The following is a 22690-nucleotide window of genomic DNA, read 5'->3' as shown; positions in this document are numbered from 1 at the left end:
TGAGGTTTAGTTGCCTATGTCAGTTGTTTATTTGAGCTTTTTTGCCTTACTTGGGGCTTGGCCAACTTTCATTTTCACGCGGCGGCCCTGCATGCTTTTTTCGGCAATGATCTGCTCGCTGACGTTGTCGAGTCGCTGTTGTTTCTTGGCAAAACTGCGGCGGGTTTGGAGCTGCTTTAACAGCAAGTCGCGGCTACCAACTTCGTATCCGGGAACGGTAATACGACGAATTTTTTGGCCGATAAGCTTTTCAATATCCGCCAAGGTGCGCTCTTCTTCACGGCTCACAAATGAAATTGCGACCCCAGATTTACCCGCGCGGCCAGTACGGCCAATACGGTGCACATAGTCTTCGGCGAGGAAGGGTAAGTCGAAGTTGACCACATACTCAAGGCTTGGAATGTCTAAGCCACGGGCGGCGACTTCGGTCGCGACTAAGACGCGTACCTTACCCGACATAAACTCACGCAATGCGCGGCGACGGCTACCTTGCGCCTTTTCACCATGGACGACTTCAGAGGGAATGCCGTCTAAATTCAATTCTTTCACTAAGGTGTCGGCCGCATCGCGCGTCGCGGTAAAGACCAACACTTGTTGCCAGTTCTTTTTACCAATTAGTTCGGATAAGAGTTCGCGCTTACGGCGCTGTTCAACCGGATACACCACTTGGCTCACGGTATCTGCGGTGGTGTTTTGCTTGTCGGCGCTGATGACTTGAGGCTTGACCATCATGTCGTTGGCCAGTTTTTTCACCGCACTCGAGAAGGTGGCCGAGAACAATAGGTTTTGACGCTTCTTATTCACCGCTTGGAGGATTTTTTGAATATCCGCATTAAAGCCCATGTCTAACATACGGTCGGCTTCATCGAGCACTAAAAAGTCGATGCTAGAGAGACTTAAATTACAGGCGGTAAGGTGCTCGAGCAAACGCCCTGGCGTCGCGACAATAATATCGGCACCGCGTTTAAGTTTTTGCGCCTGAGTCTCAACCTTTACACCGCCGTAAATGGTTAACACGCTGAAATTTAAATACTTGCTGTAGGCTTCAACATTGTCGGCGACTTGAGCTGCGAGCTCGCGAGTCGGCGTTAAGATTAATACCCGCGCGTTCGATTTTAAGGTCTCGCTGGGATTTTCTGCCATCTTTTGCAGTATAGGTAATGCGAATGCCGCCGTTTTACCCGTGCCCGTTTGCGCGCTGGCGAGCACATCTTGCCCGCGGCGGATGGCGGGGATCGCTTGCTGCTGAATAGGTGTCATTTTTTGATAACCGCAATCTGAGATAGCGCGTAAAATCTCGGGGCAAAAACTAAAAGATTCAAATCTCATTTTGGATTCCTGTTGTTCACTTATTCAATCACTCAAACGCTTAGACTCGAATGCAATCACTTTAACATCTGAGTCAAACTATCATGCGCTTGGTCACGCATTTCCTCATCCAGTTTTACTGCACGGTGAGCATAAAAATGGCGGGCGCGGAGTATAGCAAAATTTTCGGTTAAAACCTGTACTTTTTAACCTTTTGGGCTTTTATGACGCAGTGTTAGCAGGTTTTGATATGGATAAAGGCGTTGGAAAGGCTGAGGAGAGCGATTCGCACCATTGCCTGCATCGACAATGGTGCGATAGGCATGTTAACCAAAGGCGCGGCGCAGACCGAGTGCCTTTTCGGCGTTTTGCTTGAGGTGATTGGCGGCATCACCAATTTGATGGGTTGCCGCGAGGTTTTCGCTGCTGGTTTGGGTGATAGAGTGAATGTTGTTAGTGATTTCATGCACCACTTGACGCTGCTGATCGGCGGCCACCGCGTTTTGCTGGGCAAAGGTGTGGATCTCACTCACCTCTTGGTAAATGGTATTGACGTTCTCGGCAGAAGTTTGGATATCGTTAGCGCATAACTCGGCATGTTGACGACTTTGTTCCATCTCCTTCGCCCAGGCATTTAGCATGCTGAACATCTTGTCGACGCTTTGGGAAATACTGTTGGTCGATAATTGGGTACGGCTCGACAGCGCGCGCACTTCGTCGGCGACAACTGCAAACCCGCGGCCTTGCTCGCCCGCGCGAGCCGCCTCAATCGCGGCATTGAGCGCGAGCAGGTTAGTCTGCTCGGCAATCGAGTCAATCTCGCCCATGGCACTGGCCACCCGTTCGGCTTCTTTATTGAGTTGATGGGCATTATTGGCTGCATCGGCCACGGATTTGGCTAATTGCTCAACTTTTTGGGTGTTGGCCTTCATATTGGCGCTGCTTTTCAGGCAGAGATCGTAGGCTGTGTTGATGCTGGTCGAGGTCAGTTGGGTATTTTGTGCGACCTCGGCAATGGTTGAGCTCATTTCTTCCATCGCGCTGGCGAGTTGTTCTAGCTGGTTTTTTTCTTGGTCTAGGCTGACATAGGTCTGTTCTGTCGTCACCACCAGCTGGTCGGCAATCGCATGTAAGTGGTGGGCCTGATCTTGGGTGCGGCCAAGCACGCCGTTCATCTTGGCTTGCAATAGGATCAATTGGAAATCGAGAATCGATGAAGTGTCGGCGCCCGAGTAGATGTAGCGACTGATTGAGTCATATTTCTCTTGCATTTCAATCAATTTGGCTGGAATACGGAAGGCTTCATCGTAGAAAATGGCCAGATTGAGGCTCATTAAAATCGCCCCTGCGAAAATCACTCCCCAACCCCAAAAGTAACCAGCAATCAGTAACCCTGTAGTGGCCACCACGGCTGACACAAATCGTTTTTGCATCAAACTCAGCGGTTTAGGTATGGGCTTGTTTTGCACTAGTCTGCGGTATATATCCGTGGCTTTACTGACATAGGCCGCCTGCGGCTGGATACGCACCGACTGATAGCCGACGATAGTCCCATTCTCAAACAGCGGAGAGACGAAGGCATCGACCCAATAGAAACCGCCATTCTTACAGCGGTTTTTGACTATGCCTCGCCAGGATTGGCCGGATTTCAGCTTTTCCCACATTTCTTTGAAGGCGGCGCTGGGCATATCTGGATGGCGCACTTTGTTGTGGGGTTGGCCGATTAACTCTTCGGCACTGTAACCCGATACTTCGGCAAAACGTTGATTAACATAGGTAATAATCCCACGGGTGTCCGTTGTGGAAATCAATTCGTCTTGTGGTGTGAGGCGGACTTCTTGTGCGTTACTGTGGAGTTGACTGGTGTTACTGCGGCTAGGGTTACTCTGGCTCATTTAGTGTGTCCATTCAGGGCCGATACGACTTTTTGGGTAAATGTAACTGGTAAAACAGGTGCCAGCTCTCATTGGAGTCGGCTTATTATGTGACAATGGTATCATTTTTGTGTGGTTATTGGAGAGCGGTTTTTCGCTTTACCCGCAACAAAAGTAATGATTTTTAAATTTTGTAAGTTTCTGCAAATATTGCATTTTTAATTCGCTTTCAAACGAGTGTTTATCCTGTTTAAAAGCAAATTTCAGAGTTTTGTATAAGGTCTGTTTTTAGCTTATGCCGGGCTAAGGCTGTTATAGATTCATTTGCCTAAATAGTGGTAGGAGCTTAGGTGAAAAACATCAGCCCGACTATTGGACTAATGTCGTGATTTAGCTTGTCAGAACAGTAACATCATAGGTGGAACGGGTCTTGAAGCGACTCTCAATAAAAAGCCCAAGCATTGGCTTGGGCTTTAGTGTTTGTTGCCACTTAATGCTAAATGGCTTTTGTTGCCTTTGTCAGCCACTCAAGCTCACTACCCGACATTAATGGCGATAAGGTGTTAAACACTTTCTGATGGTAAGCATTAAACCAGTCGATTTCGCCTTGGGTTAACAGGCTCTTATCAATAAGGCGAGCATCCATTGGGATCAGCGTTAAGGCATCGAATTCATACATTTCACGCTCTGCGCCCTTTAAGGCTTCGCAGTGTTGCACTACCACTAGGTTTTCTAAACGGATCCCAAAACTGTCGGCGCGGTAATAACCTGGCTCGTTAGATAACACCATGCCTGGCATTAAGGCGATGGCATTGAGGTTTTTACCGATGCGCTGCGGACCTTCGTGCACGCTGAGGAAATGACCAACACCGTGGCCTGTGCCGTGGTCGTAATCAAAGCCATGTTGCCACAGATATTGACGGGCGAAGGCATCGAGTTGTTGCCCTGTGGTGCCTTTAGGATAGCGGGCCTGATCTAAGGCGATATGGCCTTTTAATACCAAGGTGACCATTTTCTTCTGTTCATCGGTCACGTTACCAATGGCGATGGTACGGGTGACATCCGTGGTGCCGTCCAGATACTGAGCGCCAGAATCCACAAGATAAATGCTGTCCATCGTCATCATGGCAGGCGTGCCATTGTTATGGTTGTAGTGGCACATGGCCGCATTAGCGCCAGCGGCGGAAATGGTATCGAAACTGGGCTCGCGATACTGTGGATCTTCGAGGCGGAAGCTTTCTAATTTGTCGGCGAGGGTTGCTTCATCGTGCAGACGATTGGCCGCGACCTCGGCATCGAGCCAAGCAAGGAAACGACTCACGGCCACACCATCACGGATATGGCTGGCGCGCATGCCCGCTAATTCGGCGGCATTTTTCTGTGCTTTAGGCAGGGAGACCGGGTCAATTCCGGCAATTAACTTGGCGCCTGCATCGCGGGCGATATTTTGTGCCCAAGCGTTGGCAGAATTTGGATCGGCGAGCAGTTTCACGCCCTGTAAGCTTGCCAAGGTATCGGCAAGCGAAGCTTCGCTCTTAAAGCTCACACCCGCTCCAACGTGTTCTTCAATGCCTTCTGGGAGTTTGCTTAAATCGGTAAACAGCTCCATATCGCCATTGGCGTGAAGTAGCGCGCAGCCGAGCACGACAGGCAGACGCGGCACGTCATTACCTCGGATATTGAGCAGCCAGCAGAAGGAGTCTAAAGCGGCGATTAACGCTACATCGGCGCCGGCTTTTTTGACTAGTGCGCCAATCTCGGTGCGTTTTTGCAGGCTGGTCTTACCCGCGCTCTCATTACTAAATAACGTGATAGCTGCGCTCGATGGTGCAGGTCGATTTTGCCAGTGCTTATCAATCGGATTCTGTTCGACGGCAACCAATTCAATTTGGGCTTTTGCTAACGTCGCTTTGGCGTTTTCAAACCAAGCTAAGGTGTGTAAACGGGCATCGAAGCCTACACGTGAACCAGCGGCAAGCGTATCGCATAGCCATTCGATTTGCGGTGTGTCAGTTAGGCTTTCATAACTAAAGAGATTTGCATCCACTTGCAGACGCACTTGCACCGTGTAACGACCATCGGTAAAGATGGCGGCTTTGTCTTTTAAGACAATGGCCATGCCCGCTGAGCCAGTAAAATCCGTTGCCCAGTATAGACGCTCGTTATGCTCAGGCACATATTCGCCTAAGTACTCGTCCGCGCGCGGGATGATAAAGGCATCTAAATTGGCACTGGTGAGTTCGCTACGAATGGCGGCAAGACGGTTAGCAATCTTATTCGGTTGTAGGGATTGTGGTGACGATGGTAACGACATAGGGGCTCCAAATATTGGCATTGGCGGCTGACGTAGGCGGCCAAATTATAATGCGTAATGCTGGCGAAAAGGATGCGAATTGGCGGCGATTATCGCAAGCTCAACGGCTAAGATGCAAGGGGATGGAATAAAGGATTTTGTATACAATTTTGTTTTTTCGGCATCACTTTGCGGTAACAAGGGTTGTGATCTTAGACTAATTTCCAAATTGAAATGTTATCTTTATCACTCAGTTCTTCCGACTAATTCTTACAAATTAGCTACTTAAGTTTTATTCAATCGCTAATATTTACCCATTATGCTAACATTCGCCATCTCCGCTCGGGGTCAGAGGGGAGCACATGTATCAGTGGAGTTGGCGATGCAAACATTAACAATAGACGTGGGCGGTAGCAAAGCCCTGTTCGAACTTCAACTCAAGGGGCATACAGAACAATATAAAATCCCCACGGGTGAAGGCTTTAAAATTGAAGATTTAAATGATCAAATCGCGGCGCTGGAACGGGATTATGATTTACAGCACTACCATTTAGCGATCGCTGTACCTGGACTCGTACAACAGAATCGTTTGGTGTCCTGTAAATCGCTGCCCGGTCTCAATGGGCTAAGCTTTGAAACCTTGAAAACTCAAGGTGAACTTAAGTTTATCTGCAATGATATCGACGCCGGTATGCAGGCAACCTGTGATGAAAAATATGCCTGTGAGTTGTTAGTCATGTGTGGCACTGGGATTGGCATGTCGATCGCGTTGAGCGGCAAGGCTTTTACGGGGGCTACGGGAGTGGCGGGGGAGCTTGGGCATTGCCGAGTGATGACGGAGGCGGGGGAGTTTAGTCTCGAACAGCTCGCCAGCGGCGATTCTATCCGCAGCCGTAAGATTTCCACCGCCGATGATTTATATCTCGCCGGCACTTATCTGGGAATGGGGCTAGCGTGGGCGGTTAATCTGTTTAATCCTAATCGGATTTGGTTAGCGGGCGGCATGATGAACAGCGCGCCGTACTATAAGGGGTGTCTGGATAGTTTAAGACGCATGGCTCTCAGTGCACCGTTAGCCGAAATGAAGATTAATCGTGTCGATGATATGGAGACCTTAGTCTGCCGTGGCTTATCGGTGATCTTGGCAAGGGATTACTCGAAGGACGCCGCCTAACGGCTTTCGATTGAGATGCGAATAGGTCAAGATTGAGGCGTGATAAGTTCGTTCAGGTTATCAATCTTGGCTTACTGACGCTGATATTGATTCAGATATTGGTTCAGATTAGGTCGAGAACAACAGCATGCGGCCATCGGATTTGTGTGTTTGCAGTGCACTCTGCATATCACCTCATTCGATGACCGCATTTTTGTTTGCATGAGTTATCAAGTTGCGTCTTGCATAATCGCTTTCTTAAGACTTTCGATTTATTTTTATTGCCTTTCCTATTGACGATACGAGTCGATGATAGGAGCCATAGCTTAAGCAATCCTTTTAAATACAATTCATTGCTCATTTTTTGCACTCAATGGTTTTACTTTTCCTTTAAGCGAATCCTGTGTTGGTAATCGGTACAACGGCCCGTTTGTTAATATTTAGTTGCAATTTAACGCTATAGCGGCATATGCTAATTAACGCAATGACAACGTTGTCATTAGTGATAAAGGCAAACCAATCGAAAGATTGGGACGCAAAGCCTCCGGTCTAAGGGTTCGTTTGTACCTATGATAGCGGGGATACCACAGGTTGTTTCTTCATGCTGCCGTTGTACGCACATGGTTTTAAGAGTGTTGTTTCCTGTCTACGCTTTGTTTGCCTTATTGATGCATAACTTACTCAATAGGGAAATCTCATGTTTAAGACTCAAATCTCCACCTCGGCGATGTTGGTGGCCTCGGTGCTGGCATCCGCTGCCAGTTTTCAAGCCTTTGCTGCGCTCCCCGGTAAACCGACTTTAGGTTGGGGGGAAACTAAGTTTGCCATTATCGAGGTGAATCAAGCCGCCTCAGCTTATAACCAATTAGTGACGGTTAAAGATGCCGCCGATGTGTCGGTGACCTGGAACTTGTATAACGGCGATATCGGCAATAAGGCGCAGGTGTTACTCAACGGAAATGTGGCATGGGAAGGTCCATCGAGTGCGGCGGGTACGGCCAATTTCAAGGTCAATAAGGGCGGGCGCTATCAAATGCGCGTGCAGCTTTGTAATAACGAAGGTTGCAGCGCCAGTGATGCGAGGGAAATCTTAGTCGCCGATACCGATGGCAGTCATTTACTGCCACTCAATGCGCCTTTGAAAGAAAACAATCGTCCCTATGCGAACAAATCCGGCAAAGTGGTGGGAAGTTACTTTGTGGAGTGGGGGGGTTATGGACGTAAATTCCCCGTTGATAAGATCCCAGCACAAAACTTAACCCATATTTTATATGGCTTTACCCCGATTTGTGGTGGCAATGGCATCAACGACAGCTTAAAGGAAATCGAAGGCAGCTTTGAGGCATTGCAGCGCGCCTGTGCTGGCCGTGCCGATTTTAAAGTGGCGATCCACGACCCTTGGGCGGCGGTGCAAATGCCGCAGGCGGGGGTGAGTGAGTATTCCGATCCCTACAAGGGCAACTTCGGCCAATTGATGGCGTTAAAACAAGCCTATCCCGATCTGAAGATCCTCCCCTCCGTTGGTGGCTGGACGCTCTCCGATCCCTTCTACTTTTTAGGGGATAAAACCAAGCGCGACACCTTTGTCGCCTCAGTGAAGGAGTTTTTACAAACCTGGAAGTTCTTCGATGGTGTCGATATCGACTGGGAATTCCCGGGCGGCAGTGGCGCTAATCCAAGCTTAGGAAATGCCAATGACGGACAAACCTATGTCACCCTGATGCGTGAACTGCGGGCGATGCTCGATGAGCTCAGCGCCGAAACCGGACGCACCTATGAGCTGACGTCGGCCATCAGTGCGGGCGGCGATAAGATTGCTAAGGTCGATTATCAGGCGGCGCAGCAATATATGGATTACATCTTCCTGATGAGTTACGACTTTAACGGCGGCTGGACCAACACTGAGCTGGGACATCAAACCAATCTCTATGAGGCTAGCTGGGATCCTAATACCCGATACACCACGGACAAAGGCGTAAAAGCCCTGCTCTCTCAAGGGGTGACTCCGGGTAAGATTGTGGTCGGCGCAGCGATGTACGGCCGCGGCTGGACTGGGGTCAATGGCTATAGCGGTAACAATCCTTTCACGGGCACTGCAACGGGCAAAGTGAAGGGCACTTGGGAAGCTGGCGTAGTGGATTATCGCCAGATCGCCAAGGATTATATGGGCGCAGGTTGGAACTATGCCTATGATGAAACCGCCGAAGCGCCATCTGTCTTTAATGCATCAACGGGTGATTTAATTACCTTCGACGATGCTCGCTCTGTTAAAGCCAAGGGCCAATACGTGCTGGCCAATCAGCTCGGTGGTCTGTTCGCCTGGGAAATTGATGCCGATAATGGCGACATTCTCAATGCCATGCACGAAGGTCTAGGCCATGGTGAGGGCACGACGCCACCAGCGAATAAAGCGCCGATTGCCAACGCGGGAGCGGATATCACGGTAACCGGTACTGCGGATGTCACGTTAAATGGCAGCGCGTCGCGGGATCCTGAAAATGGCGCCTTAAGTTATCAATGGAGCCAAGTCTCGGGCCCAAGCTTAAGTATCAGTAATGCGGATATGGCCAATGCTATGGTGCAACTGAGCGCGACGGCGTCGGATGTGGTGTATGTGTTTAGCCTGCGAGTTACAGATCCTGAGGGATTATCTTCAACCGACACTGTGACTCTCACCCATAAGGCCGAGACGGCAAACCAAGCGCCAGTGGTGACTGTGCCTGCGACTGTAACGCTTGAAGCGGGGCAATCGGTGAGCATCAATGCGACGGCGACAGATGCCGATGGCGACAGCCTCACCTACGCATGGACAGTGCCAAGCGGCGTAGCGGCGAGTGGACAAAACACTGCCACATTGGTGGTGACTGCACCGACGGTTACTCAATCGACCCAATACAGTTTGAGTGTATTAGTCTCCGATGGCGCCTTAGATGCCAGTGCTGCCTTGACCTTAACCGTGACGCCTAAGGTGACGGGCGGTCAATGTGACGCAACTGACCCCAATGCGGCCAACTATCCTGCTTGGAATGCGACAAGCATTTACAACACTGGTGATACAGTGAGTTATAACCAACTGGTTTGGAAGGCGAAATACTGGACTCAAGGTAACACACCTTCAAGAACCGCCGACCAATGGCAATTGTTGAGTCAGGTTGAGTTAGGCTGGGATGCGGGCGTTGCCTACAACGGCGGAGCAACGACTAGCTATAACGGTCGTCAGTGGCAAGCCAAATACTGGACTAAGGGAGATGTCCCCGGTGTCGCAGCAGTATGGACGGATATTGGCGCGGCGTCTTGCCCTTAGTCGATATGGATTAAAGACAAAAAAGCCCTGCAATGCAGGGCTTTTTATTAAGGAATACAGCGTAAGATTAATTTATCTTCAGCAGCTCAACATCAAAAATCAGTACCGAACCGCCGCCAATTTTGCCTGTGCTGCGGTTGCCATAGGCCAGTTCGCTAGGAATAAAGAAGCGATACTTGTCGCCCTCGACCATCAGTTGCACGCCTTCAGTCCAACCTTTAATCACACGATTGAGTGGGAAGGCTATGGGTTCGCCGCGCTCGACCGAGCTATCGAACACTGTGCCATCAATTAAGGTGCCGTGGTAATGCACTGTCACTGTATCACTCGCCTTAGGATGAACTGTGCCAGTGCCTTGCTGTAACACTTGATATTGCAACCCAGAGACGGTGGTTTTCACCCCTTCTTGGGTTTTGTTTTGCGCTAAAAACTCATTACCTAAACGGATATTTTCTTGGGCCGCTTTTTGGTTATTCATCGAGGTAAAGAAGTAAAAAATCACCCCAGCAATCACAACAACGGCAAGTAACATTTTCATTTTAAGGAGCACCTCAGTCAATTTTGGTCATGTTATCAGTTTTTTAGCCGAAGTGGCTAGCGCCTCGATTTGGCGCGGTGTTGGATGATTCGCGTTACATTTTCTCACTTTTTTAAAATGGTTAAAGGCTTTATCCCGTTTTAGAGATCGCTTAACCTGTGACATTAGACTCTACAAAAACTCAATAAAAACAGATAAGAAGAATAAACAAGGACAGTCTTATGTTAACCAAAGCGGCAAAACCTCTGGTCAAGCTCGTCGACCGATATTTACCCGATCCTTATATCTTTGTCTTGCTCTTAACCTTAGTGGTGCTGATTTCGGCCGTGGTAGCCGAGCAGAAAACCCCACTCGAAGTCATCAATTACTGGGGCGATGGCTTTTGGGCGCTGCTGAGTTTTTCGATGCAGATGCTATTAGTGCTGGTGGCGGGATTTATGCTCGCCAGCTCGCCACCGATTAAGAAATTACTCGATGGCATCGCAGGATTTGCCAAGTCGGCGCCTCAGGCCATTATCTTAGTGACCTTGGTTTCCCTCGCCGCCAGTTGGATTAACTGGGGATTTGGTTTAGTGGTCGGCGCCTTATTCGCTAAGGCCTTAGCGCGTAAAGTACGTGTGGATTACCGTTTATTGGTCGCCAGTGCTTACTCGGGATTTGTGGTTTGGCACGGCGGCCTAGCGGGCTCTATTCCGTTAACTATTGCCACTGCGGGGCATTTCTCTGAATCACAAATCGGTATTATCCCCACCAGCGAGACCATCTTCGCTAGCTTTAACCTGCTGTTAGTGCTGATTTTATTTGTGGTTATGCCATTGGTGAACCGCTTTATGTTGCCCGAAGACAAAGACAGCATTTATGTCGACCCTAAGGCGCTTGAGGATGGAGGCGCAGACGATAAAGCGGTACAGTTAACGGCCAATACGACTCGTCCTGCGGATAAATTAGAAAACAGTCGCTTGCTTGGTTGGAGTGTCGGCGGCGCGGGACTCGTTTACTTAGGCTATTACTTTGCGGTGCAGGGCGGCAGCTTAAACCTTAACTTAGTCAACTTCTTATTTTTATTCCTCGCCATAGTGCTACATCAAACGCCACGCAGTTTATTGCAGAGCCTCAACGAAGCCATTAAAGGCGGCGCGGGTATCGTTATCCAGTTTCCTTTTTACGCAGGCATTATGGCGGTGATGGTGCAATCGGGGTTAGCCCAGAGTATTTCCGAAGGTTTTGTGGCCATCGCCAGTGCCGAAAGTCTGCCATTTTGGAGCTTTATCAGTGCAGGGATTGTGAATATTTTCGTGCCTTCGGGGGGCGGACAATGGGCTGTGCAGGCGCCGATTATGTTGCCTGCGGCCGAAGCCTTGGGCGCCGATGTGGCACGTGTTGCTATGGCTGTGGCTTGGGGTGATGCGTGGACCAATCTTATTCAGCCTTTCTGGGCGCTGCCAGTGCTGGCAATCGCCGGATTAAAGGCGAGGGATATCATGGGGTTCTGTTTAATGCAGCTGCTGATAACCGGGGTGATTATCAGTATCGCCCTAAGCTGGTTTTAAGCGAAAGCTTACGGTTTTGATAAAGGGCAATCTCACTTGCCCTTTATTTTTATCCTCTTCTTTATTCTCTTTTTTAGCCACTTCACGCCTAAATGCGTTAACACGCTAAGGTTTTAGTGTTTTGACGCAGCTTAAAACCATTTCTGTGGATAGGGGCGTCGACACAGCAGATTATGATACAGCCAGCCAAAGGATAGGATCAGCACCAGACCACTGGCGACCGGCGAATATAAAAAGTCCCACCCTTGCGCGGTCAGCATAATAACTAGCGGGTTTGCTCCAGCAGGAGGATGCACTGTGTGGGTCAGCAGCATCAATGCGATTCCCGCCCCTACGGCCAACCCTAAACTCAGCGGTGAGACGCCCACACTGTGAAGGATAATAAGTCCCATCAGACTAGTGAGTAGGTGGCCGCAGACAATGTTTCTTGGCTGCGCCAATGGGCTATCGGGAAGGGCAAATAAAATTACCATAGTGGCGCCAAAGGGTGCCATCAGCCACAACAGGTGCGAGCTCATTTGCTCTAAGCTTGCTAAGGCACTGATACATAACATGGCACCTACGCCTGCGAGCAGTGCCGGTTTTAATTGCTGTTGGCTTATCACTTTCATTATGTGTCCTTTGAGCCCAACTTGGCTATTGCGCAAGGGCTGTGGTTTATATGGTGAATATCAATGGCTGCGGCTTGGGGAGGGCAGTGTTGAGTTGCCCGTTGACTCGAATCCCAGTGGCCGCGTTGCACTTAATTGTGTTGAATCTTTAAAGGGTAGACCAGTCTGTCTACCTGATATCATTGCATGAGTAGACTGAGTTGTCTACCTGTGGGAAGATACGTTTAAATCCTAATTGCAGAGGAAGGCGATATGCCGCAACCCGAAGTGTTGTCAGATATGCCCTTGGATAAACGTCAACAGCTCATCAGCACGGCATTTAAACTGTTTTATTTTCAGAGCGTACATGGGGTGGGCATTAACCAGATTTTGCAGGAGTCGGCGATTGCCAAAAAAACCTTGTACCATCATTTTGCCAGTAAGGATGAGTTGGTCGAAGCTGTGGTCCTGTACCGCGACCAAGTGTTTTATCAATGGTTAAGCGAGCGAGTGCTAGCAGTTGAGACGGGCAAGGCGGGGATCCGCGCGTTATTTATGGCGCTCGATGACTGGTTTAATCAAAGAGTGCCGCAGCTGTGTGAGTTTCGGGGCTGTTTTTTTATCAATGTGAGTGCCGAATTTACCGATGCCAGCCATCCAGTGCATCGTTTGTGCGCCGAGCATAAACAGCGGGTGGTAGATTTAATCGGTCAGCAAGTGGCAGCCTTGGGCTTGTCCGAGGCAAAAGCGGCTTATCTTGTCGATACCCTATGCCTATTGAAGGAAGGTGCTATAGTGTCGGCGCAGCTGCGCGGCGACACAGGTGCTGCCATGCAAGCGTTAAAAGCTATCGAGCAATTGATTGAAATAGAAACGAATTAGGGTGATGGTTAAATCAATCTGTCCATGAAACCCGTTTGGATCCCATAACCCAGCAGGGCTAAGTTGGTCACGACCGTGAGCCAAAACAGTTGGCGAAAGGCGGCTTTGACCGATTTATGCCGAAGTAGCTGCTGGGCAAACAGTGCGCCGGGCCAACCACCGAGGAGAGACATTAGATGCAGGGTGCTTTCCTTGGTGCGCCAGCGGCCTTTACGCGCCGCCGATTTGTCGAAGGCGTAGGCGATAAAGGTGGATAAACTCAGCAGCAGATATAAACCCACAATCGCGAGGGGCAGCATATGCCAGCAAGCGGCGCCGATTAACATCGCCAGAAAAACCAGTGCTAATAATAAAGGCATCGAACTCTGACGCGAGCGCGCGGCTCTGGGCTTAGCGGCTCTTGATTTTGTGGTTCTAGATTGAGTCACTCTTCTTTGAGTCGCTTTTCGTTCATGTACTGGAGCGGACGGCGTTTTATTGGCTCTTTTGTTGTTCATTGTTCGAGTTCAAATGGCTACTAGCGTTGATGGACTTAAAGGCGAGCTGGCGCCAGAGTTTTTCGAGTGGCCCTTGGTGAAAGTAGCGTAAATACAAGCTTGCCAGTAGCAATTGTAGCAGCGAGTAACCCAGCGCCATCGCCATATAACCGCCCCTGTCGAGCGTTAATAGTAACTCGGGGGCAAAGTGGCGAAAGATAAACACCCCGACAATGGATTGCAATATATACAGGCTAAAGGCGAGTTTGCCGACATTTTGCAAAGGCCTTAGCACTGTCGAGCGATTTTGGCAGATTTTAACCAATATATGGATGTAAATCAGTGCAGTCGGGATTGCACTTAGCATGACTATGATGTCCGAAAACATCACCAATGTCGGGTTTTGAGTTAATCCCAGCAGGGTATCTAGCGCTGAGAGCACTAAGCTGGCTAAAACTAGCTTGATTAAGGTGTTTCGCTCAAACCCCTGCTCGAAGCTACCTTGGCGATAGAGTGCCATCCCGAGCAGCATCAGGCCACCCGTGAACCACATTAGCGTGAAGGGAATGACCAGCGCCATGTAACCGACCTGCATTACATGCAGCAGCAGTTGATTAGGGTAACTCGCTGTCCAAGCACTGTATTGCTCGGCGAATAAGGGCGATTCGCGGGTAAAGAGTTCGTCACTGCCCATGATGCTGATTAAGCAGATAACCACTAACGAACTGAAAATAAAAATATTGGCCTTACGTTTTAACTCGGCGATGCTGGCATCTCGGTAGCAGAGTGCTAAAAAACCGCTGATCCCATAGGTCAGTAAAATATCACCGGGCCAGATAATGATGCCGTGGATCAGGCCAAAGACAATCAACCATTTCAAGCGTGAGCGCAGCAGCGAATAGGCCGCTAAGCCTTTATCGCTAAATCGTTGGTATTGAATATAAAGACCGACACCAAATAAGATGGAAAACAAGCTGATAAAGCGCCCTTCAATAAAGAAATTGCTAAAGGCTTCGAGCACTTGGTCTGAGAGCAATGGGATTTGATGGGGCGCATAGCCATAAAAGCTTATCCCCATAAAATAGATATTCATAAAAAATATCCCCAATACCGCTAGCCCACGTATGGCATCGAGGTTGGCATTACGTTCAGTTGGGATAGGCTGATGGGGCGTGTGAGTCGCATCGACGGGATTTCCCCAAGGATCCTGGGCAGCTTGAGTGATAGGTTTGATAGCAGGCATCCTTTTGCTATTAGGGATAATAAACCGAGTCAGCTCGGCGAGATTGAGTTGATAATACAAGGCGCTAGCTTAACAGGCGCTCAAACCAAAGAACACTCAACGACATAAAGCGTTAGGCGCGTGAACCGCTTCGGAAGATATTGGCTATTCGCCAATATCTTCGTTCCATAGCTGTGGCTTGGCGGCGATAAAATCGCGCATTAACTGTTTGCACTCGTGATTGTCTACCACAGTCACTTCTACACCGCGGGACTGCACATAGGCTTCTGGCCCTTGAAAGGTGATATTTTCACCGACCACCACTTTAGGGATGCCGTAGAGTAGTATCGCGCCGCTGCACATATCGCAGGGGGAGAGAGTCGAATAGAGTGTGGCCTTTTGATAATCGGCGGCGGTTAGTCTGCCAGCATTTTCGAGGCAATCCATTTCGGCATGCAGCACGGCGCTACCTTGCTGCACGCGTTTGTTATGGCCGCGGGCGACAATTTTCCCGTCGATCACTAATACTGAGCCAATGGGGATCCCGCCTTCGGCTAATCCTTGTTTGGCCTCATCAATGGCGGCCTGTAAAAATTCATCCATTTTGAACCCCTGTCTTAGGTTGTTTGGCTTAGCATAGCAGCCTGCAAGCGTTGAGCAAGACAACCTAAGTGGTGATTTCGATTGATGATTAAGCTTGGTTTACTTCTGCGGCTTTTCTGAAATCCATAACTTGATATGCCCCTTCACGACCACCACTCCTTGGGTGTCGTAGGCGGTAACGGGCACCAACATATCGCCGGGTGTCCACTGCTCTGGCGTGACTTCGGCAACACATAAAATATCACTGCCCGCCTTGGCGGTGTAATCTAGGCTCATGCCCTTAGGGATCCAACGCAGGTGAGCCGGAATCGATGCTTCGGCCATCACGCCCATCGCCATTTCTAAGCCGTTACAGATGGCGATAACATGCACGGTTTTTATATGGTTATGAACGGCATGACGTTTTTTAATCAGGCAAGCGCAGCGGTTAAGGCGTAATTCAGTGATCAGTGGTTTGATGGTGCCAAAATAAGGCGCCATGCGTGATACCATGATGGAGAAGATTTTTTGGCCAAAGGGTAAGCCTTGGGTTTTATGGTAGAGCGCGAGAACCTTATTGGGCTTAGCGTTTGGGGTTTGTGCGTTAGGGGTCATGGTTATCCTTCATCGGAGTGCAAACTTAAGGTGTTAGTCTTGGGCCACTGATATTTTTTAATGCTTAGCGGCGTGCCTGTTTCTTTCTGGTCGGATGAGTGTAACATTGGGATAACATTAAATGCCAGTCGGCCGAATTAAGTAAACTTCATTTCGCGGTTTTTACGCTAACACCGTATAATCACGACAAATTTGTCATCAATGACACGTCATAATGATTTAACTACAAGGACTCACAGTGAAATATTTGCTGACCTATTTTAAGGGAATGGCCATGGGGGCCGCCGATGTGGTGCCTGGGGTTTCGGGTGGCACTATCGCCTTTATCACCGGTATTCTCGATACCCTGCTCGAAAGCGTTAAACGTATTAATCCGTCCCTTTGGGGCGTGATTAAGTCGCAGGGGATTAAAGGCGCCTTTGAACATATTAATGGTGGATTTTTACTGAGCCTATTAGCGGGCATCCTGACCAGTATTTTTACCTTCGCTAAACTGATTTCTTGGTTGCTGGTGGCACATCCCATTCCGATTTGGTCATTCTTCTTTGGCCTCATCATCATCTCTGTGGTGCACATGCTTAAACAGGTGAGCGGTTTTACGCTGGCGCGTTTGGGATTATTTGCCTTAGGGGTTCTGGCTGCCTGGGTGATCACTGTACTGAACCCTGTATCGGTCGAGGCCAGCTATTTAAATATTTTCTTCGGCGGTGCGATTGCCATTTGTGCCATGGTATTACCGGGGATTTCGGGCAGTTTTATCTTATTGCTGCTCGGCTTATATCCAGTGGTACTCGCGGCGGCAAAAAATATCCAAATCGATATCTTGGCCTGTTTTGCCGTTGGCGCTTTACTGGGAATTTTAAGCTTTAGCCATTTACTCTCGGCCTTGCTGCGTAAATACCATGATGCGACCGTAGTATTTCTCACGGGCTTGATGCTCGGCACCTTAGGTAAAATTTGGCCTTGGAAACAAACCTTAACCTGGCGTACTAACTCCCACGGTGAACAAGTGCCGTTATTGGAGCAAAATATTTCGCCGCTGAATTTTGAACAAGTGACGGGCCAACCTTCACAGCTGATGTTAGCTGTTGTGTGTATGTTGGCGGCCATCGCCTTAGTTTGGGGTTTAGAGAAGGTCGGCAAACGGGATTAAGCCAATCCTGTGGATGATATAAATAAAAGCAGCGATATTCGCTGCTTTTATGTTTTAAGGCCGATGGAATGTACTCGACTTTTGGGCAATGTTATTTTGCTGGTCCGTTAAGTTACAATCGCGCCTCAGAGTGCAAGCAGTCGATGTTGTGCATCCGTTTAAACTCAGTGAGAGTTTGCAGTTACGATAAGGATATAGTTGTGGAAAAAAAACAGGTCCCCTGGGTTGGCGTGGCGCTAGCCATTTTTGCCTTAGGTCATGTGGTTAACTTAATCATAGATAAGCAAGATTCTGAAATATCCCCAGAGTTAAAGCAGCAAATTTCTGACACTATTCAGGCTCACAGAACGCCCGCTTTCGCGAATAATGTCTTGATTCATGAGCCAAACACCCCTGAGATTGCTGAGACTTCGCCCAAAATCCCTATGCCTGCAGAATTAGCCGATGTGAGTCAAATCTACAGCAATCTCAATGCATTTGCGGCGCTCAAACGAGACGGTACTGTAGTCACATGGGGTGATGGCGAGTGTGGTGGCGATAGCAATAACGCCGCCGAGCCTCTACTTAATGTAAAACAGCTGTATGCGGCAGAGGATACCTGCGGCTTTGCCGCGTTAACCCATGACCACAAACTGATCCCTTGGGGAATGGGGGATGAAACTATGCCTTGGACTCGAGGAGTGAGACCTGTACTGCATGATGTGCGCGATTTTGTTGTGGCTAAGGGGCTCTATGCCGCCATTAAGCAAGATGGAAGTGTCGTCAGTTGGTCTTTTGAAGATGCATCAACTGCCGAGCTAAGCTCTGGTAAGCACGCCGCGCCTGCGATGACTAACGTCGTGTCTGTATCTGTTAACTATCGGGCTTTTGCCGCCTTAAAACGGGATGGAACAGTAGTGACATGGGGGCAGGCTAATTATGGTGGCGATAGTCGCGAAGTCGCCTCAGCGCTTAACAATGTGAAACTACTCTATGCTAATGATGATGCTTTTACCGCGATGACAGCGACGGGCAGATTGGTGTCATGGGGTAAGGTAAGAGAGGATCAAAAAGGCCGTGAGCAAGTGGCAAAGCTTAGCCAGCTTGCGCCTGCCGTGAAAGTTGTTGCTTCCAAAAATGGCTTTGCGGCGTTACTGGCTGATGGCAGCATTTATGCGTGGGGGGAAGGGGAGTTAACTGAGTATGATGTGCCATTCCCTGCTCGTTTATCTCGCCCAAATCGCGCCAATAAAGTGATTGATATTTTTGCCAATAATGACGCGTTTGCCGCCTTAACCATAGGTCGTCAACTTATCGTTTGGGGCAGTAAATACCATGGTGCTGATACGTCAGTCCTTAAGGATAAGTTACAAAGCGTGCATAAGGTTTATCCCATTGATGAAGGATTTGTCGCGCTACGTAGGGATAATACGGCTATCGCTTGGGAAGGATGGGAATTGGCAGAAAACCAGCCGCGTTATCAAGAGGTCACTCAGGTAAGTAAAGTGGTGACCTATGAACGCGAGTTTGCCTTTTTAAAGCAAGATGGCACTGTGGTTGATGGCCACTCTGGCCCCAAAACTGACATAACTCAAGCAACGGATATTTTCCCTACGGGGTTAGGCTTTACGGTTAAACGCCAAGATGGCTCGATTGCAGTATGGATGCGGGAAGATCCCGCGGTGACGCTAGATAAGCAAGCCGTTGATTTGAGTCATATGCGCGATATTCGCAGTAATTTACTGGATGTGATTGCCCTTATGGACGATGGCACGGTACAGGCTTGGGATGTAACAGGTAGAACGAGCAATGTGCTCTAAGCCAATGAGCAATCCCATTTGAAGCTAGCAAGCTGATAAAACGTTTACTTAAATGGCGGCACCTAGTGCCGTCCAGTTTCAAGTTTTTGTTATGTTAATGGTCAGGTTAATTGCTGTTGAGAATATTCATTAAATTATTTATTAGTTGCCATTCTGTAAAATATGGCTGTTCTGGTTTTATTGTTAGCTCTGAAAATGGTAACAACTCTAACTTTTCAATAATTTTAAATTTTTCATCACCCCATTTTTTAGTCTTAAGTTTATTGGGTGCTATATAAATAAGATTTGCTTGGTTGATTATCGACCATTCTTGAGGGCAGATTCTCGAATCGATAACTTTTTTGAGATATTTGAATTTTTTATTATCTAGTGAGTCAAGAAAGTCATATAAAAAAGTGGCGGAATCAGTTTTGATTTTCTGAATTGTATTTTGGTATATATTAACTTGTTCAGTTTCGAATGAATTGCTACAGGTCTTTAGTTCAACGAATGATAAATTATTATTTCTTGTGTTAAGTAATAAAAAATCAACGCTCTTTGATTTTTTATCTTTTCCTATTGGTATAGGAAATTCTGAAGAAATAAGCTTGATAGTGTTTTCTTCGTCATAGTAGTTGTTAATAATATTTTCGATGAAGATCTCGATTATTGGCATAAGCTGTCTTTCAACTTGCGCTCGCGGAAGTTTAATATTTTCTGTGATATTTTGAATGATTTTTTCAATAAACATTTATACTGTCACCACATTGATGTCGATCAAGCAAAAAGGGCTAAGATGAACATCTTAGCCCTTTGTTTTTAAGCGAGGCTTTTCTCGCTTTCCGCCTGATTGGCTTTAATTTCACGCAAATAGCGGTAAATGGAATGCACTGAAATCCCTAATCGCGTGGCGGCCACTTGGGCGCTATCCTTGAGTTCGAAAATCCCTAACTCATGGAGTTGATTGACAATTTCACGACTCTTTTGTGAAGGGGAAATCGCAGGATTCGCACGCACCTCGTGGTTAACACTATCGATAGTGCTGTGCAGCGCCTCATCAATATTGCGCGCAAACACCTCGGGCGAACTGGTTAATTCGCTGCCGAGGAGCTGCTCTGGCATCATAGTGCGCAGCACAGATTGCAGCGGCGCGTCCATATCGGTATTGATGCACAGCAGCCCAATTGGCAGGTTTTTAGGATTACGGATCACTGTGGTTATCGAGCGTAATGTCTTACCGTTGGCACACTTGGTAAGGTAAGAGTTGGAAATATCTTGACCCGTTTTGAGCTTAAGCAAGGCCAGGTTAGTGATGGGCGCACCGACCTCACGGCCAGTGACATGACCATTGGCAATTTTGATCACCGAAGGGTGCTTAGCATCTAAGCTGTGCAGCACGACCTCTGTATGTTGGCCATACATGGCGGCAATCCCATCGACGATATTTTCGATGGACTTGAGTATATCCAGATCGCTTTGGGTTAAGTCTTGCAATTTCACAATATTCGGCCTTTTTCAGCAGCTTATCAGGAATAACCATCTTATTCAGACATGATGTTAATGATAGTGACATCCGTAGATGACATGCCATTGAGTACCATCTTGCCTATGTTCTTAATGGTTTTCTCAACATCTTTGGCGATGATACCTTGGCCTGAAACGTTTTGGCTGTTGAGCGCCATTAAGAAGGAGCGAACCGCCGCACTCGATGAGGTACTGACCTTCATGGCGCAGGAGGCTTTAGCACCATCACAGACCATGCCCGAGCTGTCACTGATGACGTTTTGAATCGCAAAGCAAGATTGCTCGAAACTGCCGCCCGCTAAATACACCATGGCCATAGAGGCGGCGGCGCTGGTGACCGTATTGCCACAGAATGCCGATAACGGTGGATAGTGAGACTTGATATAAATCGCCCCGAGGTGGCTCATGATTAGCGCGCGAGCTAGCTTCTCTTCGCTGACTTTATAACACTGAGCGGTGATCACCACTGGAATCGTCGCCGCAATCCCTTGGTTACCACTGCCTAAATTGCTCATGGCGGGCAGATTGGCACCGCCCATACGCGCATCCGAAGCTGCCGCGGTGAGCATCACAATCTTATTGAGTAAGTCCTCACCGATGATCCCTGCGGCAATGCCGTTTTTCATGGTACGGCCGACTTCTAAGCCATAGGGTTTGGACATGCCTTCATCGGATAATTTACTGTTTAATTCCGAGGCTTTAAGAATAAATTGGATTTCTTCGAAGGGCACTTCTTGGGCGAAGCGGTAAATCGATTCAATATTGATATCGACGCCGTCGCAGATTGAGCCTGTGGCCTTGGTTTGGGCGCTATCGGCGGTAAAGACTAACTCACCATTTAAGCGCTTCTCGGCAATTAAGGTATGGCCGCCGCAGATTTTCACCATGGCTTCTTGTTCGCCAGCGGTTAAGCTCACGCAGCAATAGATAAATTCGTCGGTCTCGGTACGCTCAACCTTCACTTTACCCGCATCAATAAGGGTTTGCGCCTGTGCCACTTGTTCAGGTGTCACGTTGGCCAAGACTTCTAATCCCGCATCGGCATTGCCTGCAAGCGCGCCTGCGGCAGCGGCGATAGCAAGACCGATTTTTCCTGTACCGGGGACATAAACGCCCATCGAGTTTTTATATAAGTTATCAGAAACTTGCACCGCAATTGACTCAGGTTCAACTGGTAACAAGGTGCGTGCTACGGCCGCCGCATAGGCCGCGGCAATCGGCTCGGTACAGCCTAAGGCGGGTTTAACCACTTGGTTAATGATCTGAATGTATTGCTGCCATAGAGGTTTCATCGGGCTACAACCTTACCAATTTATGCGTGAACGTGGGCGATGGCTTCTACTTCCACTTTGACACCCAGTGGAAGATCTTTTACCGCAAAACAGCTGCGGGCAGGGCAGTCGGTTTTGAAATAGGTTTTATAGACTTCATTAAAGGCGGCAAAGTCACTGATCTCACTCAAGTAACAGGTGGTTTTAAGCACGGTTTCTAGGCTGCCACCACCGGCTTCAATCACGTATTTCAGATTCTCAAGGCATTGCACAGATTGTTCGCTGATCCCGCCATCGACAACGCCGCCTTTCTCTTTACATACAGGCAGTTGTCCAGAGGTAAAAATCAGGTTGCCATAACTGGTGCCGTGGGAATAAGGGCCAATCGCGGCTGGGGCACGTTCTGCATGAATGATGCTTTTCATTATCTCTCCAATCTGCAAATAAAATTGAATGCTATCGAAATTCTATGTGCAATATTATTTGCATATTTTAGTTTGGTTGCAATTATTTTTTAATATTTCATGCCGTAAAGACGAGTTTATGCGTCTTTCGGCGGGTTTTGGACTGAATTGTG

General features: G+C 48.4%; 19 protein-coding genes and 1 riboswitch. Of the genes, 6 read left to right on the top strand and 13 right to left on the bottom strand.

From position 1 onward, the window contains the following. Nucleotides 1-27 precede the first annotated feature (27 nt). The 3 genes from N5E87_RS15170 to N5E87_RS15160 form a co-directional block, all read right to left on the bottom strand. Nucleotides 28-1329 carry a DEAD/DEAH box helicase gene (locus tag N5E87_RS15170; protein ID WP_086903327.1) on the bottom strand — a complete coding sequence of 434 codons (1302 nt, stop codon included), beginning with the start codon at nucleotides 1327-1329 and terminating at the stop codon, nucleotides 28-30. A 305-nt stretch (nucleotides 1330-1634) separates the two neighbouring features. Then, nucleotides 1635-3203, bottom strand: a complete 1569-nt coding sequence (locus N5E87_RS15165; protein WP_086903328.1) for a methyl-accepting chemotaxis protein — start codon at nucleotides 3201-3203, stop codon at nucleotides 1635-1637. 475 nt (nucleotides 3204-3678) lie between these two features. Continuing rightward, nucleotides 3679-5496, bottom strand: coding sequence for an aminopeptidase P family protein (locus N5E87_RS15160; protein ID WP_086903329.1), 1818 nt, complete (start codon nucleotides 5494-5496; stop codon nucleotides 3679-3681). A gap of 361 nt (nucleotides 5497-5857) precedes the next feature. Between N5E87_RS15160 and N5E87_RS15155 the strand changes: the two genes are divergently transcribed. Further along, nucleotides 5858-6649, top strand: coding sequence for an ROK family protein (locus tag N5E87_RS15155; protein WP_086903330.1), 792 nt, complete (start codon nucleotides 5858-5860; stop codon nucleotides 6647-6649). Nucleotides 6650-7128: 479 nt separating this feature from the next. Next, nucleotides 7129-7217, top strand: a riboswitch (cyclic di-GMP riboswitch). A gap of 108 nt (nucleotides 7218-7325) precedes the next feature. Then, the gene (locus N5E87_RS15150; protein ID WP_086903331.1) at nucleotides 7326-9932 is read left to right on the top strand and encodes a glycosyl hydrolase family 18 protein; all 2607 of its coding nucleotides are present in this window, start codon (nucleotides 7326-7328) and stop codon (nucleotides 9930-9932) included. 67 nt (nucleotides 9933-9999) lie between these two features. Here N5E87_RS15150 and N5E87_RS15145 read toward each other — a convergent pair whose 3' ends face one another. Then, on the bottom strand, nucleotides 10000-10470 hold the full coding sequence (locus N5E87_RS15145) for an FKBP-type peptidyl-prolyl cis-trans isomerase (protein WP_086903332.1): 471 nt from the start codon (nucleotides 10468-10470) through the stop codon (nucleotides 10000-10002). 221 nt (nucleotides 10471-10691) lie between these two features. Here N5E87_RS15145 and N5E87_RS15140 point away from each other — a divergent pair, with 221 nt between their 5' ends. Next, a complete protein-coding gene (locus N5E87_RS15140; RefSeq protein ID WP_086903333.1) occupies nucleotides 10692-12020 on the top strand; it encodes a short-chain fatty acid transporter in 1329 nt (442 codons plus the stop codon). A 131-nt stretch (nucleotides 12021-12151) separates the two neighbouring features. Here N5E87_RS15140 and N5E87_RS15135 read toward each other — a convergent pair whose 3' ends face one another. Further along, nucleotides 12152-12631, bottom strand: coding sequence for an HPP family protein (locus tag N5E87_RS15135; protein ID WP_086903334.1), 480 nt, complete (start codon nucleotides 12629-12631; stop codon nucleotides 12152-12154). Nucleotides 12632-12883: 252 nt separating this feature from the next. Here N5E87_RS15135 and N5E87_RS15130 point away from each other — a divergent pair, with 252 nt between their 5' ends. Further along, entirely contained in the window at nucleotides 12884-13492 is a 609-nt protein-coding gene (locus N5E87_RS15130; protein ID WP_086903335.1) for a TetR/AcrR family transcriptional regulator, read from the top strand. Between the two features lie 8 nt (nucleotides 13493-13500). Here N5E87_RS15130 and N5E87_RS15125 read toward each other — a convergent pair whose 3' ends face one another. From N5E87_RS15125 to N5E87_RS15110, 4 genes are all read right to left on the bottom strand, one after another. Continuing rightward, on the bottom strand, nucleotides 13501-13989 hold the full coding sequence (locus N5E87_RS15125; protein WP_232015310.1) for a DUF1294 domain-containing protein: 489 nt from the start codon (nucleotides 13987-13989) through the stop codon (nucleotides 13501-13503). After that, nucleotides 13967-15211 (bottom strand): DUF418 domain-containing protein, encoded by a 1245-nt coding sequence (locus tag N5E87_RS15120; RefSeq protein ID WP_164717882.1) that lies wholly within the window; start codon nucleotides 15209-15211, stop codon nucleotides 13967-13969. The genes N5E87_RS15125 and N5E87_RS15120 overlap by 23 nt, the downstream gene beginning before the upstream one ends. A 144-nt stretch (nucleotides 15212-15355) precedes the next feature. Beyond that, the gene (locus tag N5E87_RS15115; RefSeq protein WP_086903337.1) at nucleotides 15356-15793 is read right to left on the bottom strand and encodes a nucleoside deaminase; all 438 of its coding nucleotides are present in this window, start codon (nucleotides 15791-15793) and stop codon (nucleotides 15356-15358) included. A 99-nt stretch (nucleotides 15794-15892) separates the two neighbouring features. Then, entirely contained in the window at nucleotides 15893-16387 is a 495-nt protein-coding gene (locus N5E87_RS15110; RefSeq protein WP_086903338.1) for a hotdog fold domain-containing protein, read from the bottom strand. A gap of 238 nt (nucleotides 16388-16625) precedes the next feature. Between N5E87_RS15110 and N5E87_RS15105 the strand changes: the two genes are divergently transcribed. Both N5E87_RS15105 and N5E87_RS15100 read left to right on the top strand, forming a co-directional pair. Next, nucleotides 16626-17540, top strand: a complete 915-nt coding sequence (locus N5E87_RS15105) for a DUF368 domain-containing protein (protein ID WP_011626843.1) — start codon at nucleotides 16626-16628, stop codon at nucleotides 17538-17540. 200 nt (nucleotides 17541-17740) lie between these two features. Then, nucleotides 17741-19339, top strand: a complete 1599-nt coding sequence (locus tag N5E87_RS15100; protein WP_086903339.1) for a hypothetical protein — start codon at nucleotides 17741-17743, stop codon at nucleotides 19337-19339. A 106-nt stretch (nucleotides 19340-19445) separates the two neighbouring features. Here the strand turns inward: N5E87_RS15100 and N5E87_RS15095 are convergent, their stop codons facing one another. From N5E87_RS15095 to N5E87_RS15080, 4 genes are all read right to left on the bottom strand, one after another. Then, the gene (locus N5E87_RS15095) at nucleotides 19446-20069 is read right to left on the bottom strand and encodes a hypothetical protein (RefSeq protein ID WP_086903340.1); all 624 of its coding nucleotides are present in this window, start codon (nucleotides 20067-20069) and stop codon (nucleotides 19446-19448) included. Nucleotides 20070-20137: 68 nt separating this feature from the next. Beyond that, nucleotides 20138-20818 carry a PAS domain-containing protein gene (locus tag N5E87_RS15090; protein WP_086903341.1) on the bottom strand — a complete coding sequence of 227 codons (681 nt, stop codon included), beginning with the start codon at nucleotides 20816-20818 and terminating at the stop codon, nucleotides 20138-20140. Between the two features lie 41 nt (nucleotides 20819-20859). Further along, nucleotides 20860-22134, bottom strand: coding sequence for an L-serine ammonia-lyase, iron-sulfur-dependent, subunit alpha (locus N5E87_RS15085; protein WP_086903342.1), 1275 nt, complete (start codon nucleotides 22132-22134; stop codon nucleotides 20860-20862). Between the two features lie 20 nt (nucleotides 22135-22154). Further along, nucleotides 22155-22538, bottom strand: a complete 384-nt coding sequence (locus tag N5E87_RS15080; protein WP_086903343.1) for a RidA family protein — start codon at nucleotides 22536-22538, stop codon at nucleotides 22155-22157. Nucleotides 22539-22690: the final 152 nt, after the last annotated feature.

Origin of the sequence: Shewanella sp. GD03713, assembly GCF_029843705.1 — a bacterium.
In the GTDB taxonomy this organism is placed as follows: domain Bacteria; phylum Pseudomonadota; class Gammaproteobacteria; order Enterobacterales; family Shewanellaceae; genus Shewanella.
This window is presented reverse-complemented; position numbering and strand designations above follow the sequence as displayed.

What these genes read in the sequence shown, in the direction of transcription:
- N5E87_RS15170 (WP_086903327.1), bottom strand. Translation starts at nt 1,329, where the DNA reads ATGAGATTTGAATCTTTTAGTTTTTGCCCCGAGATTTTACGCGCTATC.
- N5E87_RS15165 (WP_086903328.1), bottom strand. Translation starts at nt 3,203, where the DNA reads ATGAGCCAGAGTAACCCTAGCCGCAGTAACACCAGTCAACTCCACAGT.
- N5E87_RS15160 (WP_086903329.1), bottom strand. Translation starts at nt 5,496, where the DNA reads ATGTCGTTACCATCGTCACCACAATCCCTACAACCGAATAAGATTGCT.
- N5E87_RS15155 (WP_086903330.1), top strand. Translation starts at nt 5,858, where the DNA reads ATGCAAACATTAACAATAGACGTGGGCGGTAGCAAAGCCCTGTTCGAA.
- N5E87_RS15150 (WP_086903331.1), top strand. Translation starts at nt 7,326, where the DNA reads ATGTTTAAGACTCAAATCTCCACCTCGGCGATGTTGGTGGCCTCGGTG.
- N5E87_RS15145 (WP_086903332.1), bottom strand. Translation starts at nt 10,470, where the DNA reads ATGAAAATGTTACTTGCCGTTGTTGTGATTGCTGGGGTGATTTTTTAC.
- N5E87_RS15140 (WP_086903333.1), top strand. Translation starts at nt 10,692, where the DNA reads ATGTTAACCAAAGCGGCAAAACCTCTGGTCAAGCTCGTCGACCGATAT.
- N5E87_RS15135 (WP_086903334.1), bottom strand. Translation starts at nt 12,631, where the DNA reads ATGAAAGTGATAAGCCAACAGCAATTAAAACCGGCACTGCTCGCAGGC.
- N5E87_RS15130 (WP_086903335.1), top strand. Translation starts at nt 12,884, where the DNA reads ATGCCGCAACCCGAAGTGTTGTCAGATATGCCCTTGGATAAACGTCAA.
- N5E87_RS15125 (WP_232015310.1), bottom strand. Translation starts at nt 13,989, where the DNA reads ATGAACAACAAAAGAGCCAATAAAACGCCGTCCGCTCCAGTACATGAA.
- N5E87_RS15120 (WP_164717882.1), bottom strand. Translation starts at nt 15,211, where the DNA reads ATGCCTGCTATCAAACCTATCACTCAAGCTGCCCAGGATCCTTGGGGA.
- N5E87_RS15115 (WP_086903337.1), bottom strand. Translation starts at nt 15,793, where the DNA reads ATGGATGAATTTTTACAGGCCGCCATTGATGAGGCCAAACAAGGATTA.
- N5E87_RS15110 (WP_086903338.1), bottom strand. Translation starts at nt 16,387, where the DNA reads ATGACCCCTAACGCACAAACCCCAAACGCTAAGCCCAATAAGGTTCTC.
- N5E87_RS15095 (WP_086903340.1), bottom strand. Translation starts at nt 20,069, where the DNA reads ATGTTTATTGAAAAAATCATTCAAAATATCACAGAAAATATTAAACTT.
- N5E87_RS15085 (WP_086903342.1), bottom strand. Translation starts at nt 22,134, where the DNA reads ATGAAACCTCTATGGCAGCAATACATTCAGATCATTAACCAAGTGGTT.
- N5E87_RS15080 (WP_086903343.1), bottom strand. Translation starts at nt 22,538, where the DNA reads ATGAAAAGCATCATTCATGCAGAACGTGCCCCAGCCGCGATTGGCCCT.